General features: G+C 69.0%; 14 protein-coding genes. 5 read left to right on the forward strand and 9 right to left on the reverse strand.

Annotated features, from left to right (window positions below; translation table 11 throughout):
* Positions 1 to 98 precede the first annotated feature (98 nt).
* From QJS31_RS14185 to QJS31_RS14220, 8 genes are all read right to left on the reverse strand, one after another.
* Positions 99 to 542: a type II toxin-antitoxin system VapC family toxin gene (locus QJS31_RS14185; protein WP_282776983.1), complete on the reverse strand. Its 444-nt coding sequence runs from the start codon at positions 540 to 542 to the stop codon at positions 99 to 101.
* On the reverse strand, positions 539 to 763 hold the full coding sequence (locus QJS31_RS14190; RefSeq protein ID WP_282776981.1) for a ribbon-helix-helix protein, CopG family: 225 nt from the start codon (positions 761 to 763) through the stop codon (positions 539 to 541). The genes QJS31_RS14185 and QJS31_RS14190 overlap by 4 nt, the downstream gene beginning before the upstream one ends.
* Before the next feature lie 214 nt (positions 764 to 977).
* Complete coding sequence (locus QJS31_RS14195; protein WP_306356905.1) at positions 978 to 2,180, reverse strand: lipid-transfer protein; 1,203 nt, start codon at positions 2,178 to 2,180, stop codon at positions 978 to 980.
* A complete protein-coding gene (locus QJS31_RS14200; protein ID WP_306356906.1) occupies positions 2,177 to 2,596 on the reverse strand; it encodes a MaoC family dehydratase in 420 nt (139 codons plus the stop codon). Before QJS31_RS14200 ends, QJS31_RS14195 begins: the two co-directional genes overlap by 4 nt.
* Complete coding sequence (locus tag QJS31_RS14205; RefSeq protein ID WP_306356907.1) at positions 2,593 to 3,534, reverse strand: bifunctional MaoC family dehydratase N-terminal/OB-fold nucleic acid binding domain-containing protein; 942 nt, start codon at positions 3,532 to 3,534, stop codon at positions 2,593 to 2,595. The genes QJS31_RS14200 and QJS31_RS14205 overlap by 4 nt, the downstream gene beginning before the upstream one ends.
* A gap of 109 nt (positions 3,535 to 3,643) precedes the next feature.
* Entirely contained in the window at positions 3,644 to 4,813 is a 1,170-nt protein-coding gene (locus QJS31_RS14210; RefSeq protein WP_282776974.1) for an acyl-CoA dehydrogenase family protein, read from the reverse strand.
* Positions 4,798 to 5,865 (reverse strand): acyl-CoA dehydrogenase family protein, encoded by a 1,068-nt coding sequence (locus QJS31_RS14215; RefSeq protein ID WP_306356908.1) that lies wholly within the window; start codon positions 5,863 to 5,865, stop codon positions 4,798 to 4,800. Before QJS31_RS14215 ends, QJS31_RS14210 begins: the two co-directional genes overlap by 16 nt.
* 28 nt (positions 5,866 to 5,893) lie before the next feature.
* The gene (locus QJS31_RS14220) at positions 5,894 to 8,053 is read right to left on the reverse strand and encodes an acyl-CoA dehydrogenase family protein (protein ID WP_282776970.1); all 2,160 of its coding nucleotides are present in this window, start codon (positions 8,051 to 8,053) and stop codon (positions 5,894 to 5,896) included.
* Between the two features lie 122 nt (positions 8,054 to 8,175).
* Between QJS31_RS14220 and kstR the strand changes: the two genes are divergently transcribed.
* From kstR to QJS31_RS14245, 5 genes are all read left to right on the forward strand, one after another.
* Positions 8,176 to 8,823, forward strand: a complete 648-nt coding sequence (kstR, locus tag QJS31_RS14225) for a cholesterol catabolism transcriptional regulator KstR (RefSeq protein ID WP_282776969.1) — start codon at positions 8,176 to 8,178, stop codon at positions 8,821 to 8,823.
* Positions 8,824 to 9,101: 278 nt separating this feature from the next.
* Positions 9,102 to 11,684 carry a trehalose-phosphatase gene (otsB, locus tag QJS31_RS14230; protein ID WP_282776967.1) on the forward strand — a complete coding sequence of 861 codons (2,583 nt, stop codon included), beginning with the start codon at positions 9,102 to 9,104 and terminating at the stop codon, positions 11,682 to 11,684.
* 174 nt (positions 11,685 to 11,858) lie between these two features.
* Positions 11,859 to 12,830, forward strand: coding sequence for a metal ABC transporter solute-binding protein, Zn/Mn family (locus QJS31_RS14235; protein ID WP_282776965.1), 972 nt, complete (start codon positions 11,859 to 11,861; stop codon positions 12,828 to 12,830).
* 128 nt (positions 12,831 to 12,958) lie between these two features.
* The gene (locus tag QJS31_RS14240) at positions 12,959 to 13,867 is read left to right on the forward strand and encodes a metal ABC transporter ATP-binding protein (RefSeq protein WP_282776962.1); all 909 of its coding nucleotides are present in this window, start codon (positions 12,959 to 12,961) and stop codon (positions 13,865 to 13,867) included.
* Positions 13,864 to 14,742, forward strand: coding sequence for a metal ABC transporter permease (locus QJS31_RS14245; protein WP_282776960.1), 879 nt, complete (start codon positions 13,864 to 13,866; stop codon positions 14,740 to 14,742). The genes QJS31_RS14240 and QJS31_RS14245 overlap by 4 nt, the downstream gene beginning before the upstream one ends.
* 543 nt (positions 14,743 to 15,285) lie before the next feature.
* On the opposite strand, the gene QJS31_RS14250 is transcribed toward QJS31_RS14245, so the two are convergent.
* A complete protein-coding gene (locus QJS31_RS14250) occupies positions 15,286 to 16,155 on the reverse strand; it encodes an A/G-specific adenine glycosylase (protein WP_282776958.1) in 870 nt (289 codons plus the stop codon).
* Positions 16,156 to 16,255: the final 100 nt, after the last annotated feature.

Here is a 16,255-nt window from a genome sequence, read left to right on the forward strand (position 1 = left end):
TCGCGCGACATCTGCCGGTGATCTGGCCCCGATGCGGTCCGGAGAAATCTACACCGGTGATACACCGCCGTATCGAGCGCTCGAATCACCGAGGGTCGTTACCCCCCGACGAAGTCGTCGGGCAGGATCTGAAATGTCGCGTATCGGCGCAATGGCCTGATCACGCGAAAGTCCCTGCGATCCAAGGTCAGAATCTGATCGGTGTCGAAGTGGTCGGCCAGCACCACGCAGGTCGCGTCGACGATATCGAGGTTGAGGTCGTGGTACGCAGCGCGGACCTCCAGAGCCGTATGCAGTTGTGCGGCACCGATTTCCCCGAGCACGATGCGGGTGGCGGCGATTCGATCGGCCAGCTTGCCCAAGACCGCGTCGGCGACCTTGCGACCGGCGCGAACGCTCGCCACGTGATGCACCTCGGTCAGCGCGAGCGGGCTCACCACCAGCGCACTCGCGGCGTCCGCCGCCCGCCGTACCGCGAAATGCTCCGGGTCGGAGCGGTTGAACAACGCCAGCAGACCCGAGGTATCGGCGACGACGATCATGCGGGCCGATTCATCGCATCATGGATGTCGTCCTTGCCGATCGGACCACCCATGTCGAACGTATCCTCGTCGCCGACCAGCGGTTCCGCCCATCGACGATGCCGCATGAGGTACTCCCGGACCGCATCCCTGGTGATCTCGTGCTTGGAGCGCCCCTCGGACTCGGCTTGCGCTTCGAGCGCAGCCTCTTCATCGGAGGGAAAACGCATGGTCCACGCCATACCCAGAAAGATACCATCTGTGATACCAGGCCTCTGTGGAAATACGCGTCGGCGGCACAGGCAACATCTCGGCCCGCATACGGCCGCACGGCTGCTGCACACATGGCCGCTGCGTCACCGCGCATCTGGCCGTTGTCGGACAACCGTGTGTCAACCAGCCGGTGCGTCGGGGAAGGCGGTTGCGTCCCCCGACGCGCGGGTGCGCCCGGAGCGATCAGTTGGTGCTGAGGATCAGGCCCGAGGTGGGGACGCCGGTGCCGGCGGTGACGATGATGTTCTCCAGGCCGTCGACCTGATTCACGGAGGTGCCGCGGATTTGGCGGACGCCCTCGGCGATGCCGTTCATGCCGTGGATGTAGGCCTCGCCGAGTTGACCGCCGTGGGTGTTGAGGGGGAGGCGGCCGCCTAGTTCTATGGCTCCGTCGGCGATGAAGTCCTTGGCTTCGCCGCGGGGGCAGAAGCCGAGTTCTTCGAGTTGCATGAGGACGAAGGGGGTGAAGTGGTCGTAGAGGATGGCGGCTTGCATGTCGGCGGGGGTGAGGCCGCTCTGGGACCAGAGTTGGTCGCCTACCAGGCCCATTTCGGGGAGGCCGGTGAGAGCGTCGCGGTAGTAGCTGGTCATGACGTACTGGTCGGCGCCGGAACCCTGTGCGGCGCCGAGGATTACGGCGGGCTTGTTGGGGAGGTCGCGGGCGCGGTCGGTGCTGGTGACGACCAGGGCCACGCCGCCGTCGGTTTCCTGGCAGCAGTCCAGCAGGTGCAGGGGTTCGGCGATCCAGCGGGAGGACTGGTGATCCCCCAGGGTGATCGGCTTGCCGTAGAAGTGGGCGGCGGGGTTGACCGCCGCGTGTTTGCGGTCGGCGACGGCGACGCGGCCGAAGTCCGCGCTGGTCGCGCCATAGACGTGCATATAACGGCGGGCCACCATCGCCACCTGGGCGGCGGGGGTGCCGAGACCGTGGGTGTAGGAGAAGGCGTTGTCCACGCCCGAGGAGGACGGGTTGCCGGTGGCGAGGTGGGTGGCGAACTGGCCGAAGCGATTTCCGGAGCGCTCGTTGAAGGCGCGGTAGGCCACCACCACATCCGCGACGCCGGTCGCCACCGCCATGGCGGCCTGCTGCACGGTGGCCGCGGCCGCACCGCCGCCGAAGGGGATGTTGCTGAAGAACTTCAAGCTCGGAATCCTGGCCGCACGGGCCACGGCGGCCTGGGTGTTGGTGTCCATGGTGAACGTCGTCAGGCCGTCCACGTCCGCCGGACTCAGCCCGGCGTCCGCGAGCGCCGCCGTGACCGCCTCCGCGGCCAGGCGCAGTTCACTGCGCCCGGAATCCTTGGAGAAATCCGTCGCGCCGATGCCGACAATGGCAGCGCGGCCACTCAATTCGCCGGTCGCCCGACCACCGCTTGCTGTGGTCACTTGCCTGCCTCCTGCAGCGAGATGACGGCCTTGGCCGTGATGTGGTCACCGAGGCTGTCGCGGCCGACGACCTCGATGGTGATCTCATCGCCCTCGACCGCGATGACCGAGCCGGTCAAAGTCAGGGTGTCGTTCGCGTAGAGCGGCACACCCAGGCGCAGGGCGATGGACTTCACGATGGCGCGCGGTCCGGCCCAATCGGTGACGAAGCGCTGCACCAGCCCGGTGTCGGTGAGGATATTGACGAAGATGTCCTTCGAACCGCGCTCGACCGCCTTGTCGCGATCGTGGTGCACATCCTGGAAATCCCGGGTGGCCAGCGCCGAACTGATCACGAAGGTCGGGTCGGCGTGAATCACCAACTCGGGCAGTGTGGTTCCCACCCGCACGGTGGCGGGCTCAACGGCGGAGGTCATTTCACAGCCTTCCAGTACGGCACGGTGTTGTCGTCGTCGAGCGCCTCGAAACCGACCTCGACCGGCAGCCCCACCTCGACCTCGGCGGGCTCGACACCGCGCAGCTCACCCAGCATCCGCACCCCCTCCGCCAGTTCGACCAGCGCCACCACGTACGGCAGCGCGCGGCCGGGCACCTTCGGCGCGTGATGCACGACGAAGCTGAACACGGTGCCGCGCCCGGACGCCACCACGTAGTCGGTCTGCTCCGACTTGTCCTTCCACAGCGCCGGAACCGGCGGATGCTGGAGGCTGCCGTCGGGGCGACGCTGGATGCGCAGCTCGCCGAGCTTGGTTCCCGCCCAGAAGAATTCGGTGTCCTTGGAGACGGTGGGCCGCACCCGCTTCGCGAGGTCTTCAGCCGGATCGGGTTTCGCCGCTCCCGGCGCGAATTTGAGGATGCGGAACAGCATTTCGGTGACCAGCTCGTCGCCCACGTACCAGCTGGTGCGGTAGGTGGCGAACCACCCCTCCCCCAGTCCGGTGCGCTTGGGCCCCACCAGCGAATCCAGGGAGCTGCGCACGTTCACCTGTTCGCCGACCCGCAGATACCGGTGGTAGATCTGCTCGCAGTTGGTGCCGACCACCGAGGTGTAACCGGCCGCGTCCAGCAGGTCGTTGGTGGCGTTCATGGGATCGTCGGCGGGGCGAACGCCGTTCAGGCCCAACATGGTCCACACCTGCGCCATGGCGGGCGGCGCGACCACGTCGGGATGCCCGGCCTCCCGCGCCGCCGCCACGTCCACGTAGATCGGGTTGGTGTCGCCGATGGCCTCCACCCAGTTGTTGATCATCGGCTGGTTCACCGGATCGCGGGCCAGGCGCGGCGCGGACTGCCCCGCCGCCTTGATCTTCTCGGCGGCCGCGACGATATCGTCGGCCGTGAAGCTCTGTGACACAGGGGAACTCCTATCGGGGGACGCGAGGCAGCCGCAGGCCCATCTGGGCCATCGGACACAGCGCGCATGACTTCGAGGCGACCGCAACGGCTCCGGACACCATCGACTCCTACCGGGGGACGCGGGGCAGCCGCAGGCCCATCTGGGCGATCAGCTCACGCATGACTTCGTTCACGCCGCCGCCGAAGGTCACCACCAGGTTCTGCTTGGTGCGCCGGTCCAGCCAGGTCAGCAGTTCGGCGGTGGCCGGGTCGGCGGGGTCGCCGAAGCGGCCCACGATCTCCTCGGCCAGACGGCCCGCCTCCTGGAGCGCCTCGGTGGAGTACACCTTGGTGGCGGAGGCGTCGGCGATGACATCGCGCGGGTCGGCGTCGGAGCGCTCCATATTGGACGCCACCTGCCAGTTCAGCAGTTCGTTCAGCCGCACCATGGCGTGCAGGCGGCCCAGCGACCGCCGCACGTCGGCCTCGCCGAGCACGCCACGCACTCGCGCCCACTCCCGCACCCGGTCGTAGAGCTGTTCGATCTTGCCGGACGGGCCCAGGCTCACCCGCTCGTGATTGAGCTGGGTGGTGATGAGCTTCCAGCCGCCGTTCTCCTCGCCGACGGTCATGGCCGCCGGCACGCGCACATTGTCGAAGTAGGTGGCGTTGGTGTGGTGCGCGCCGTCGCAGGTGATGATGGGCGTCCACGAGTAGCCGGGGTCCTTGGTATCCACGATCAGGATCGTGATGCCGCGGTGGCGGGACTCCACCGTGCCGGTGCGCGCCGCCAGCCAGATGTAGTCGGCCTCGTGCGCACCGGTGGTGAAGATCTTCTGCCCGTTGACGATCCAGTCGCCGTCGGCATCGCGCACCGCGCTGGTGCGCAGCGCGGCGAGGTCGGTGCCCGCCTCCGGCTCCGAGTAGCCGATGGCGAAATGAATGTCACCGGAGAGGATTCCGGGCAGGAACGTGCGCTTCTGCTCCTCGGTGCCGAAGGTTTGCAGTGCCGGGCCGACGGTCAACAGGGTGACCAGCGGCACCGGCACGTCCGCGCGCACGGCTTCGTTGTAGAAGATCTGCTGTTCCAGCGGCCCGAAGCCCTGGCCGCCGAACTCCTTCGGCCAGCCCACACCGAGCCAGCCGTCGGAGCCCATTCGACGCACCACCGCGCGGTAGGCGTCGCCGTGCCGGTTCACCAGCATCTCGGCCTCCTCTTCAGGAGTCACGAGACCGGTGAAGTACGAACGTAGATCGTCGCGCAACCGCCGCTGTTCGGCGGTCAGTTCGATGTACATCTGGCTCCCAGTCGGTCCAGCCGGAAGGATTCGCCGCCGAGCCAGCGGGCGATGTCCTTGGCCTGTGAGTAGTAGCGGTGCAGCGGGTGAGTCACATCGACGCCGATGCCGCCGTGCAGGTGATGACACTTCTGCAGGGCCGCGGGCAGTTCCGCGGCCACCGTGTAGGCCAGCACGTCGAGGTCGTCATCGGTACGTTCGTTGTGCTCGGCGGAATCGCTTGGTTGCGCCAACGCCCAGTTCGCCGAGACGGCGGCCGCGTGCAGGGTGCGCGAGACCACGTAGACGTCCGCGATCTGCTGTGCCACCGCCTGGAATTCGGCCAGCGGACGGCCGAACTGCTGGCGGGTGCGCACGTGTTCGGCGGTCAGCGCGATCACCCCTTTGAGCAGTCCGTCGGCCACCGATCCGAGGCACGCCAGCGCGTAGCGGTGCAGTTCGGCGAGTCCGCCTGGCAGCAGCCGCTCGGCCGGCACCGCTACGTCGTCGAGGACGAGGGTGAACTCCGGTACGCCGTCGGAGGTGGGGTTGGCGGTGCGGGTCAGCCCCGCCGCGTCCCCGTCCACCACCGCGATGCCGTTGTCGGTGGGGATCAGGATCCAGCGCGCGGTGTCGGCGTAGGGCACCGCCACCTTGCGGCCGGAGACGCGCACGGTGGTCCCGTCGGAGACCGCGGCGGTCTCCGGCTTCACCGTGAACGGCGCGCCCGGCTCGTTCAGTGCCGCCGTGATGACCGCGCCCTCGGCCACCGCGGGAAACACCTCCTGCGCCAACGCATCCGGCACGCCCGCCGCGACCAGCGGCAGCACGCCGAAGCCCAAGGTGGTCAGCGCGGGCACCTGCACGGCGTCGGTGGCCAGCTCGGTGAGCAGGGCCGACACCTCCAGTAGCCCCATACCGTCGCCACCGTATTCCTCCGGTAGCGCGACAGCCAGTAACCCGCTGTCGACGAGGGTGGGCCATAACGCGATATCGCGCGCGCTCTCGCGTTCCAGCAAACTTACGACAACCTCGGCGACAGCGTCCTGGCTCTCGTCCCGTGTGAAGTCCAATGCAATGCTCCCGGTTGAGTGTGGCTGGCTACTGCGATTCGCGAGGCAGCCCGAGAATTCGTTCACCGGCAACGGTCAACAGAATCTGCTCGGTTCCGCCCGCAATGGACAAACAACGCGTGAGCAGGAATTCTTTCACCACGTCCGATTCCAGGGCGCCCGGCACGCCCGACAATTCGACAGCGAATTCGGCCACCGCCTGCCGATGTCGCACACCGACCAGTTTACGAACGCTCGATTGTGGGCCGGGATCGCCGCCGCTGAGCAGTTTGCGTGCCGCCCGAGCTTCCAGCAAAGTTCCAGCGACCGATTCCGAAACAAGTCCACCCAGGCGATCGGCCACCAATTCCGCACCCGGCCCGGAGGTCGGCACGGCGGCGATGAGCGCCTCCAGTTCCTCGCCGATTCCCTTGCCGCCCATGGCGACCCGCTCGGCCGAGAGGGTGGAGCGGGCGATCTTCCAACCATTGCCCAGCTGTCCGACCAAGCATTCGTCCGGCACGAAGACATCATCGAGGAATACCTCGCTGAACTTCGCCTCGCCGGTGATCTGCACCAGCGGCCGAATTTCCAAGCCCGGACTATTCATTTCCACCAGGAAATAACTGATGCCCTTGTGCTTGGGCGCGGCGGGATCGGTGCGCGCGAGGCAGATTCCCCACGTCGCCTCTTTCGCCAACGACGTCCACACCTTCTGCCCGCGCAGTTTCCAACCGCCGTCGACCCGCTGGGCCACCGTGCGCAATGCCGCCAGATCGGAACCCGCCTCCGGTTCGCTGAACAGCTGACACCACACCACCTCGCCGCGCAGCGTGGGACCGGCGAAGCGTTCGATCTGTTCCGGCGTGCCGTATTGCAGCAGGGTCGGCACGGCCCAGTTGGCGATGGCGATATCGGGCAACTCGATTCCGGCCTTGCGGATCTGCTCCTCGATCAGCGAGCGCAGCACCGGCCCCGCGCCGCGCCCGTACGGCCGCGGCCAATGCGAGGCCAGCAGCCCGGTGTCCGCCAACGCGTTTCGCTGCTCCGCCGGGGGTAGGGCGGCGATGCCGGAGAGCTCGGCGGCCAGTACCGCCGCCTGCTCCGCGTCCAGACCGACGGCCTCCCGAAGCGGTTCGCCCGCCAGCGCGGAATCCGCGCCCAGGTCCAGGCCGACCGTGCGGCGCTGCCCCTGGAGCGTCAACTCCGCGACCCGCGCCCGCCAGCGCGCCGAACCGCCCAGCAGTTGCCGCAGTGCGACGGCCCGCCGCAAATACAGATGCGCGTCGTGCTCCCAGGTGAAACCGATTCCACCCAATACCTGAATACAGTCCTTCGCGGTCTCCACCGCGGCGTCCAGCGCGACCGCCAGTGCGATGCCGGCGGCCAACGGCAGTTCCGAACCTCCGGTATCGACCGCGTCGGCGGCGTCGGCGGCCACCGCGCGAATCTGTTCGGCCCGGCACAGCATCCACGCGCAGATGTGTTTGACCGCTTGGAATTCGCCGATCTTCTTACCGAATTGCTCACGCACCTTGGCATATTCGGTGGCGGTTTCCAGGCACCAGCCGGCGATACCGGCGGCTTCGGCGGCCACCAGCACGGCCGCCAGATCGAGTACATTCTCGCGCGGCGTGAAGATCTTTTCCGGCGCGACGGTGACATTCGCGCAGACGACGCGGGCGAGAGGAGTGCTGTGGTCGAGCGGTTCCAGCGGTTCCACCCGCAAGCCCGCGGTATCGGCGTCGAGCAGGCACCAGCGGGTGCGGTCACCGGTACGCACCGGGACCAGCACGGCCGTACCGGGTGCGGCCCCGATCACAACGTCCCACTCGCCCGTGAGGGTGAGACCCGTTTCACCGGCCGATATCTCGATTTCGCCCCCGAGAGCCACGCCGCACGGCGTATTCTCGTCGAGCGTCTCCCCGGCAACGAGTCCAGCCAATGCCGTGGAGAGAACCGGACCGCCGACAAGATCATGCGCCGCCTGTTCCACCAGTACGGCGAGATCCCCGACCGTTCCGCCCGCACCGCCCGTCGCCTCGGGCACCGCGACCCGGAATATTCCGAGATCGGCGAGGCGCGACCAGTATTCGCGCCAATAGTCCGGCGCGCCGGTCCGCATTGTTGCAATTGGGCGCATCGCGGCGGCCCATCCGCGCATCGACTCCTGGACGGCTTTATGCTCGTCAGTGGTGGCGATGGTCACACTCCATACCGCCTTTCCGGCGTGACTCCCACACCTAGAACATGTTCTAATATTCGAGCCGGGCGTAAGTCAAGACGTCGCCCGGGCGCGGTACGAACTCGTAAGGAAAGGACTTTCAACCGATGGCCAGTCCCTCCCGATCGCAGGCCGCCGAACCGGCTGCCGCCAGCCGCACCGCGCCGGTGACCACGCTCAGTGAGGAGGACCTGAGCTCGGCCGCCCAGCGGGACCGGCGCAAGCGCATCCTCGACGCGACCATGGCGCTGGCCTCCAAGGGCGGCTACGACGCGGTCCAGATGCGCGCGGTCGCCGAACGAGCGGACGTCGCCGTCGGCACGCTGTACCGCTACTTCCCGTCCAAGGTGCACCTGCTGGTCTCCGCGCTGGCGCGGGAATTCGAGCAGTTCGAGAGCAAGCGCAAGCCGCTGCCGGGCGACACCCCGCAGGAGCGCATGCACCTGATGTTGCAGCAGGTGACCCGGGCCATGCAGCGCGATCCGCTGCTCACCGAGGCCATGACGCGCGCCTTCATGTTCGCCGACGCCTCCGCGGCCGCCGAGGTCGACCGGGTCGGCAAGGTGATGGACCGGTTCTTCGCCCGCGCCCTGGCCGAGGACACCCCCACCGACCGTCAGCTGGCCATCGCCCGCGTCATCTCCGATGTGTGGATGTCGAATCTGGTGGCGTGGCTGACCCGGCGCGCCTCGGCGACCGATGTCACCGAACGGCTGGAGCTGACCGTCGACCTGCTCATCGGCGACGGCAAGTAGCCCTGACACGTCCAGCTAATCAATCGCGGCCAGCAACCTCGACCGCGACCCGTCCGGCGTGGCATATCTCACCGTCGCGCCGGACCGCCGCGTTTTCGCAGGTGAAAGCCGCTGCCGCGGAGTGACTCACGAGTAGCCCACCGGTGTTCACAGCGCGCATCCGGGACAGTTCGCCCGAATGTAAACGCCATGTATCACGCCCCCAACATGTGGGCAATCAGCACCCAGTAGAGTTTCTCGCGCCCTGAAATTTCTCCTCCGATCACTAGGTTGGATGCGTGAGCGCACAGGATCTGCCACTGGAACTTCGCCGGGCACTCGCGGCGGTCGCGCGGGTGCCGCGACTGCTGGTCGCATCGGACTACGACGGGACGATCGCGCCGATCGTCTCCGACCCGGCGAAGGCTTATCCCCATCGGGAGTCGGTGAGTGCCCTGCGCGCTCTCGCCGGACTCACCGGCACCACCGCCGCCGTGATCTCGGGCCGTGCGCTCCGTGATCTCGCGGCGCTGTCGCGGCTGCCCGTCGAGGTGCAGCTCATCGGCAGCCACGGCTCGGAGTTCGATGTCGGCTTCGTGCACGCCATCGACAACGACGCCAAACAGTTACTGCAGGAAGTGCAGTCGACCCTGACCCAGATCGCCCAGGACAACCCGGGCGTCACCGTCGAGATCAAACCGGCCAGCGTGGCCCTGCACGTCCGGAACGCGAGCCCGGAAATCGGGCGCCGGGCCCTCGTTCAGGTGCGCCAGGGTCCCGCCAGCTGGGTCGGCATCCAGGTCACCGAGGGTAAAGAGGTCATCGAACTCGCGGTGGTGGAAACCGACAAGGGCGCGGCCCTGGATATCGTCCGGCATCAGCAGGGCGCGTCGGCGGCGGTGTTCATCGGCGACGACGTCACCGACGAGAAGGCGTTCAAACGCCTGTCCGGACCCGATGTCGGCATCAAGGTCGGCGAGGGCGAGAGCCTCGCCAAATACCATGTCGCCAATACCGAGACGGTGTCCAAGGCGCTGGCCTTCCTGCTGGAAGAGCGCCGCACGTGGTTGGCCGGTGCCTCCGCCCCCCGAATCGAAAGGCTGACCATGCTGGCCAGCCCTCGATCCAAGGCCCTGGTCACCCCCGACGGCACCATCACCTGGCTGTGCCACCCCGAGCCGGACTCCGCGGCGGTGTTCGCGCACCTGCTCGGCGGATTCAGCGCCGGACACTTCAGCATTTCGCCGGAGCGCGCCGGACTGCCGCTGTCGCAGCGCTACATCGACGGCACCATGACCGTCGAAACCCGTTGGGCCAGCTTGCAGGTCGTCGACTACCTGCCGCACGACGTGGTACCCGAGCGCACCGACCTGACCCGCGTCATCACCGGTGACGCGCGCGCCGTCGTGACCTTCGCGCCGCGACCGGAATTCGGTCAGGTGCCGGTCAAGCTGATCCGCCAGGCCGGCGGAATCCGGGTGCAGGGCACCAACGATCCCATCGTGCTGCGCTCCCCCGGTATCGAGTGGGAGATCGTCGACGACGGCATCCACCACACCGCGCGCGCCGTGGTCGATCCCCGCAACGGGCCGGTCGTGCTCGAAATGCGATGCGGCACCTCCGATCTCGCACCCGCCATGACGCCGGAGGCGGACCGGCGGCGGGAAGCCGAGCGGTACTGGAAGGACTGGGCGGGCAAACTCGAGCTGCCGCCGCTGAAACCGGACCTCATGAAGCGGTCCGCGCTCACCCTGCGCGGACTCGTGCACGCGCCGTCGGGCTCCATCCTGGCCGCGGCCACCACCTCGCTGCCCGAGGACATCGGCGGCGTGCGCAACTGGGACTACCGCTACTGCTGGCTGCGCGACGCCTCGCTCACCGCGTCGGCGCTCGTCTCGCTCGGCTCCCTGCACGAGGCCGAGGAACTGCTCGCCTGGACCCACCGGGTGCTGGAAACACTGCCCGGCCCCGAGCGCCTGCACCCGCTGTACACCCTCTACGGCGAGACGCTGCCGCCGGAAGCCGTCATCGACCAGCTGCCCGGCTATGCCGGATCGCGGCCGGTGCGCGTCGGCAACGCGGCGAATATGCAGGTGCAGCTGGACGTGTTCGGCCCCATCGTGGACCTCATCTCACAGCTGGCGCATGCCCGCGAGAAGAAGGGCATCACCGATCCGAGTCAGGCCCTGCCCGACGCGGATTGGGAGCTCGTGGTCGCCATGGTCTCGGCCGTGCAGCGGCGCTGGCGCGAACCCGACCACGGCATCTGGGAGATCCGCGGCAATCCGCGGCACCACGTCTACTCCAAGGTCATGGGCTGGCTCACCGCGGACCGGGCCATCACCCTGGCCCGGCAGTTCGGGCGGCCGCTGGACCCGGACTGGGAGAAGCTGCGCGACACCATCGCCGACGAGGTGAAGGTGGAGGGCTGGAACGACGAGGTGCAGTCCTACACGGCGGCCTACGACGGCACCGATCTGGACGCCGCCACCCTGCACATCGGGCTCAGCGGACTGATCGAACCGTCGGATCCGCGCTTCCACGCCACCGTGGTGGCCACCGAGGCGGAGCTGCGCAGCGGCTCGACCGTGTACCGGTACCACCACGACGACGGTCTGCCCGGCGGCGAGGGCGGCTTCCACCTGTGCGCGGCCTGGCTGGTCGAGGCGTATCTGCTCATCGGCAAGCGGGAGGACGCCGAGGCGCTGTTCGCCCAGCTGGTCGACGTGGCGGGGCCGACCGGTCTGCTCTCCGAGGAGTACGACCCGGTGGCCGAGCGCTCGCTCGGCAACCACCCGCAGGCGTACAGCCACCTGGGCCTGCTGCGCTGCGCCCAGCTGCTCAGCCAGCCGGTGGCGGCGGTGCTGGCGCCGCAGGCATAACCGGCCGGAGCTGTTCGAGACCCCCGTGGGCAACCCGCCCGCGGGGGTCTCGCGCATTGTCCGCGGTGTCGCCGGACACAACCGACGGCCGCGATGCGGAAGTGTCCGACACCGTGCGCTACATTTAAATGGAAATCGTTTCCGTTTTGAGCCAGTGCAAGTGGAGTACCCCGCGTGACAAGCAAAATCGCAGTTCGCCTCGCCGGAATCGCCGTGGGTGTCGCCACCGCCGCAGCCCTCACCGCCTGCGGGACCGGCTCCGACGATCCCGACAAACTGACCATCGTGGCCTCGACGAATGTCTGGGGGGACATCACCGAGCAGGTCGCCGGGCCCGATATCGAGGTCGAGTCGCTGATCTCCGATCCGAGCGCCGACCCGCACTCCTACGAGGTCACCGCGGTCGAGGCCGCCAAGATCAGCGACGCCGATCTGATCGTCTACAACGGCGGCGGCTACGACGAGTTCATCGACAAGGCCATCGCCGGCAAGGACAAGAGGACCGTCAACGCGGTCGAGGTCGCCGGGGAGGACCCGCACGCCCACGACGCTCCCGCCGCGACCGAGGCGAAGCCCGACGAGCACCGCGACGAGCATGCCGACGAGCACGGGCACGACCACGGTGACGGCAATGAGCACGTCTGGTACGACGTGCACGTCGCCGGAGAAGTCGCCAACCACATCGCCGAGGTGCTCGGCGAACTCGACCCGGACAACAAGCAGAGCTACGCCGACCGGGCCGTCGCCTTCAACGACAAACTGACGGCCATCGAGACCACCATCGAGCGCATCGCCGCCGAACACCCGAATACGCCGGTCGTACAGACCGAGCCGCTCGCGTACTACCTGCTGCTCGACGCCAAGGCCGACGATCGCACGCCGCACGAATTCCAAGAAGCCGTCGAACAAGGCACCGATCCGTCCCCGGCGTCGGTGGCCGCCGTGCGCGACCTGCTCACCGGCAAGCAGGTCCGGGCCCTGGTCTACAACATCCAGACCGAGGACAAGACCACCAAGGAGCTGAAGGCCATGGCCGAGGCGGCGGGCATCCCCGTGGTCGAGGTGACCGAAACCCTGCCCGAGGGCCTGGATTACATTCAGTGGCAGACCCGCAACGCCGAGGCCCTGGCCAAGGCGCTGAGCTGATCGCAGCCCCGACATCGTCAGCCTTTCCCATGTCCGCCAACGTCGCGATCGGAGAAGAGATAATGGACGCTTCCACCTCGGCTCCCCACGCTGACGAAGCGGCGGGAATCAATGGACGGGGCGACGATATGAACACCCCTGTGAACAGCGTTATCTCTGCCGACAGTTCGACCGGCGGCCCCCTCGGCGACAGCGCACTCGCGACGGGAACCCCGGCCGTGCGGCTGACGTCGGCCCGGCTGGCGTTCGGGGAGCGCACGCTGTGGGACGGGCTCGATCTCGAGATCGCGCCCGGCGAGTTCATCGCCGTGCTCGGACCCAACGGTTCCGGCAAGACCTCACTGCTGAAAGTGCTGCTGGGCCAGCTCGGCCTGTCGGCCGGGACCGCCGAGATCGCGGGCGGTCCGGCCCGCGCGGGCAATCCGGATATCGGCTACATCCCACAGCAGAAGACCATCGACGCCGGAGTGCAGTTGCGCGGCGTCGACCTGGTCGGGCTCGGCGTGGACGGGCACCGCTGGGGGCTGGGCCTGCGCGGGCGCAAGGAACGACGGCGCAAGGTGGCCGCCGCCATCGCCGACGTGGGCGCGGCACACTTCGCCGACGCTCCGCTGGACGTGCTGTCCGGCGGCGAGCAGCAGCGGCTGCGGGTGGCCCAGGCCCTGGTCGGCGACCCCCGGGTACTGCTGTGCGACGAACCGCTGCTCAGCCTGGACCTGGCCAATCAGCGGCTGGTCTCCGAACTCATCGACAAGCGCCGCCGCTCCCACGACACCGCCGTGCTGTTCGTGACCCACGAGATCAATCCGGTGCTGCCGCTGGTGGATCGGGTGCTGTACCTGGTGGACGGCAAATTCCGGATCGGCCCGCCCGACGAGGTGATGACCACCGAGGTGCTCTCGCAGCTCTACGGCACCGAGGTGGACGTGCTGCGGGTGCGCGGCCGCCTGGTGGTGGTCGGCACCGGCGACACCATGGACGCGCTCGGCGCGGCCGGAGCGCAGCACTGCCACGGTGACGGCGAGGTGCGCGCGTGAACGACAAACTCGCCGACGTTCTCGCCAAGATGTTCGACTTCTCCACCACCGCGCATCTGCTGTCCTACGACTTCGTGCAGCAGGCCGTGCTGGCGGCGGCGCTGCTGGGCCTGCTCGCGGGCGCGATCGGGCCGCTCATCGTGAGCCGCCAGATGTCCTTCGCGGTGCACGGCACCAGCGAACTGTCGCTCACCGGTGCGGCGGCGGCGCTGCTGGCCGGGATCGGGGTCGGCTTCGGGGCCATCGCCGGGTCGGTGGTGGCGGCCGTGCTGTTCGGGGTGCTGGGTTCCCGTGCGCGCGAACGCGATTCGGTGATCGCGGTGGTGCTGTCGTTCGGGCTGGGTCTATCGGTGCTGTTCCTGTGGCTCGGGCCCGAGCGCGCGGGGTCGAAGTTTTCGCTGCTCACCGGGCAGGTGGTGAGCGTCGGCGATTCCGGGCTCGGACTGCTGGCCGCCTGCACGGCGGGCGTGCTGGTGGTACTCGGATTCGTCTACCGCCCACTGCTGTTCGCCAGCACCGATCCGGAAGTCGCGGTGGCGCGCGGGGTTCCGGTGCGCGCACTCGCCGTGGTGTTCGCGGTGCTGGTCGGCATCACCGCCGCCTTCGGGGTGCAGATCGTGGGCGCGCTGCTGGTGCTCGCGCTGCTCATCACGCCCGCCGCCGCGGCGGCGCAGGTGACGGCCAACCCGGCGCACGCCGCCGTGCTGTCCATCGTGTTCGCGGAGGTCGCGGCGGTCGGCGGCATCCTGCTCTCGCTGGCTCCCGGCGTGCCCATCTCGACCTTCGTCACGACCATCTCGTTCGCGATCTACGTGATCTGCCGAATGGTCGGCCGCCGCACCAGGACCCGCGGACGGGTGCTCGTCACGGCCTGAGCACCGCAACGCAGGACGGCCGGCCCGCCGTGCGAGTGCGGATCGACGCCGAGGATGCCGTGCACGGCGCAGCTGGCTGGCGATCCCACGTGCCGCGCCGATCCTCCGCCGCAGCCGAATGAGTAGCAACGGACCCGGCGGGCTCGGACCGGCGAAGTGTCCGGGGCTCCGCACCTCGATACTCGCGATCTGCCGCATGAGGGGCAGCGGATCGCGCCCGGCGTGCACCCTCCGCGACGACGCCCCCTCGTCCGGTCGCGGAGGGTGTACGCGCAGGGGTGCGCCGCGATGGACCGCACGCCGCGGCACCGACCCGTCAGGTTGCGGCCGACCGCACGCGCGTTGCGAGTCACCCGGACACGTGATGCTCGACGAGGCGACCGGGTCACAGCCGCCGAACCCGCGCAGCGCCCGGGCGCGCGGCACCCACAACACCCGCGCGGTCAGCCGTCCGCCGCGGCACGCCGATCGGCCGCGACCGGGTGCGCCGGTGAGCGACGAGGGCGTCCGCCGACGAGCCACCGGTCCAACCGTGCAGGCTGTTCAGTCCCCGCCCTCGCCCGCCAGGGCGAACAGGCCGTCCGAGGTCTGTTCGACGAGGCCGTCCACCAGCAGCGAGTCCAGGGCGCGGTCGCGCTGGCCCGGATCGCGGGTCCAGGCCAGGTCCAGGCGGACGCGTTCGACCGGGCCGTGGGCGGCGCGCAGCACGTCCATGAGGCGGCCGCGGGCCTGGCGGTCGGTGCCCTCGTACTTCTGCACCTTGCGGACCACGTCCGAGGCCGGTCGCCCGGCGCCGACCCAGGCGCACGACGGCAGCGGGCAGCGGTCGCAGTCGGGGTTGCGGGCCGTGCAGACCACCGCGCCGAGTTCCATGAGGGCGGCCGAGAAGACCGCGGCGCGGTCCACCCGCACCGGCAGCAGGGCCTCCGTCTCGGCCAGGTCGCGGGCGGCGGGATTGCCCGCCTCGGCGCGGCCGTGCACGGCCCGGGCGACCACCCGGCGGACATTGGTGTCCACCACGGGCACCCGCTGCCCATAGGCGAAACAGGCCACCGCGCGGGCGGTGTACGCGCCGATCCCGGGCAGGCCCAACAGCACGTCCACATCCGCGGGCACCTCGTCGCCGTGGTCGCGGGCCAGCGCCCGGGCGCATTCGTGCAGTCGCAGCGCCCGCCGCGGATAGCCGAGCTTGCCCCACGCCCGCAGCACCTCGCCCTGGGACGCGGCGGCCATGGCCGAGGGCACCGGCCAGCGCGCCACCCACTCCCGCCAGATCGGCTCCACCCGCGCCACCGGCGTCTGCTGCAGCATGATCTCGCTCATCAGAATCTGCCACGCGGTCACCTCGGGCCGCCGCCACGGCAGATCCCGCGCGGTCTGCTCGTACCACTCGACCAGTGCGTCGCTGTCCATCTCCCGCCCTCCTCCCGGCCCGTCGGAGCCGGGACATCCGACGCCACGCGATGGTAGTCGGCAGGTCGGGCGGGGTGCTCACGGCCGGTGGCGGCCGGGC

This window comes from Nocardia sp. CC213A, assembly GCF_030766805.1.
Classification (GTDB): Bacteria; Actinomycetota; Actinomycetes; order Mycobacteriales; family Mycobacteriaceae; genus Nocardia; species Nocardia otitidiscaviarum.

Excerpts from the sequence above, each read along its gene's own strand:
- QJS31_RS14200 (WP_306356906.1), bottom strand. The coding sequence starts at position 2,596 with ATGACCTCCGCCGTTGAGCCCGCCACCGTGCGGGTGGGAACCACACTG.
- QJS31_RS14185 (WP_282776983.1), bottom strand. The coding sequence starts at position 542 with ATGATCGTCGTCGCCGATACCTCGGGTCTGCTGGCGTTGTTCAACCGC.
- QJS31_RS14250 (WP_282776958.1), bottom strand. The coding sequence starts at position 16,155 with ATGGACAGCGACGCACTGGTCGAGTGGTACGAGCAGACCGCGCGGGAT.
- QJS31_RS14240 (WP_282776962.1), top strand. The coding sequence starts at position 12,959 with ATGAACACCCCTGTGAACAGCGTTATCTCTGCCGACAGTTCGACCGGC.
- kstR (WP_282776969.1), top strand. The coding sequence starts at position 8,176 with ATGGCCAGTCCCTCCCGATCGCAGGCCGCCGAACCGGCTGCCGCCAGC.
- QJS31_RS14210 (WP_282776974.1), bottom strand. The coding sequence starts at position 4,813 with ATGTACATCGAACTGACCGCCGAACAGCGGCGGTTGCGCGACGATCTA.
- QJS31_RS14190 (WP_282776981.1), bottom strand. The coding sequence starts at position 763 with ATGGCGTGGACCATGCGTTTTCCCTCCGATGAAGAGGCTGCGCTCGAA.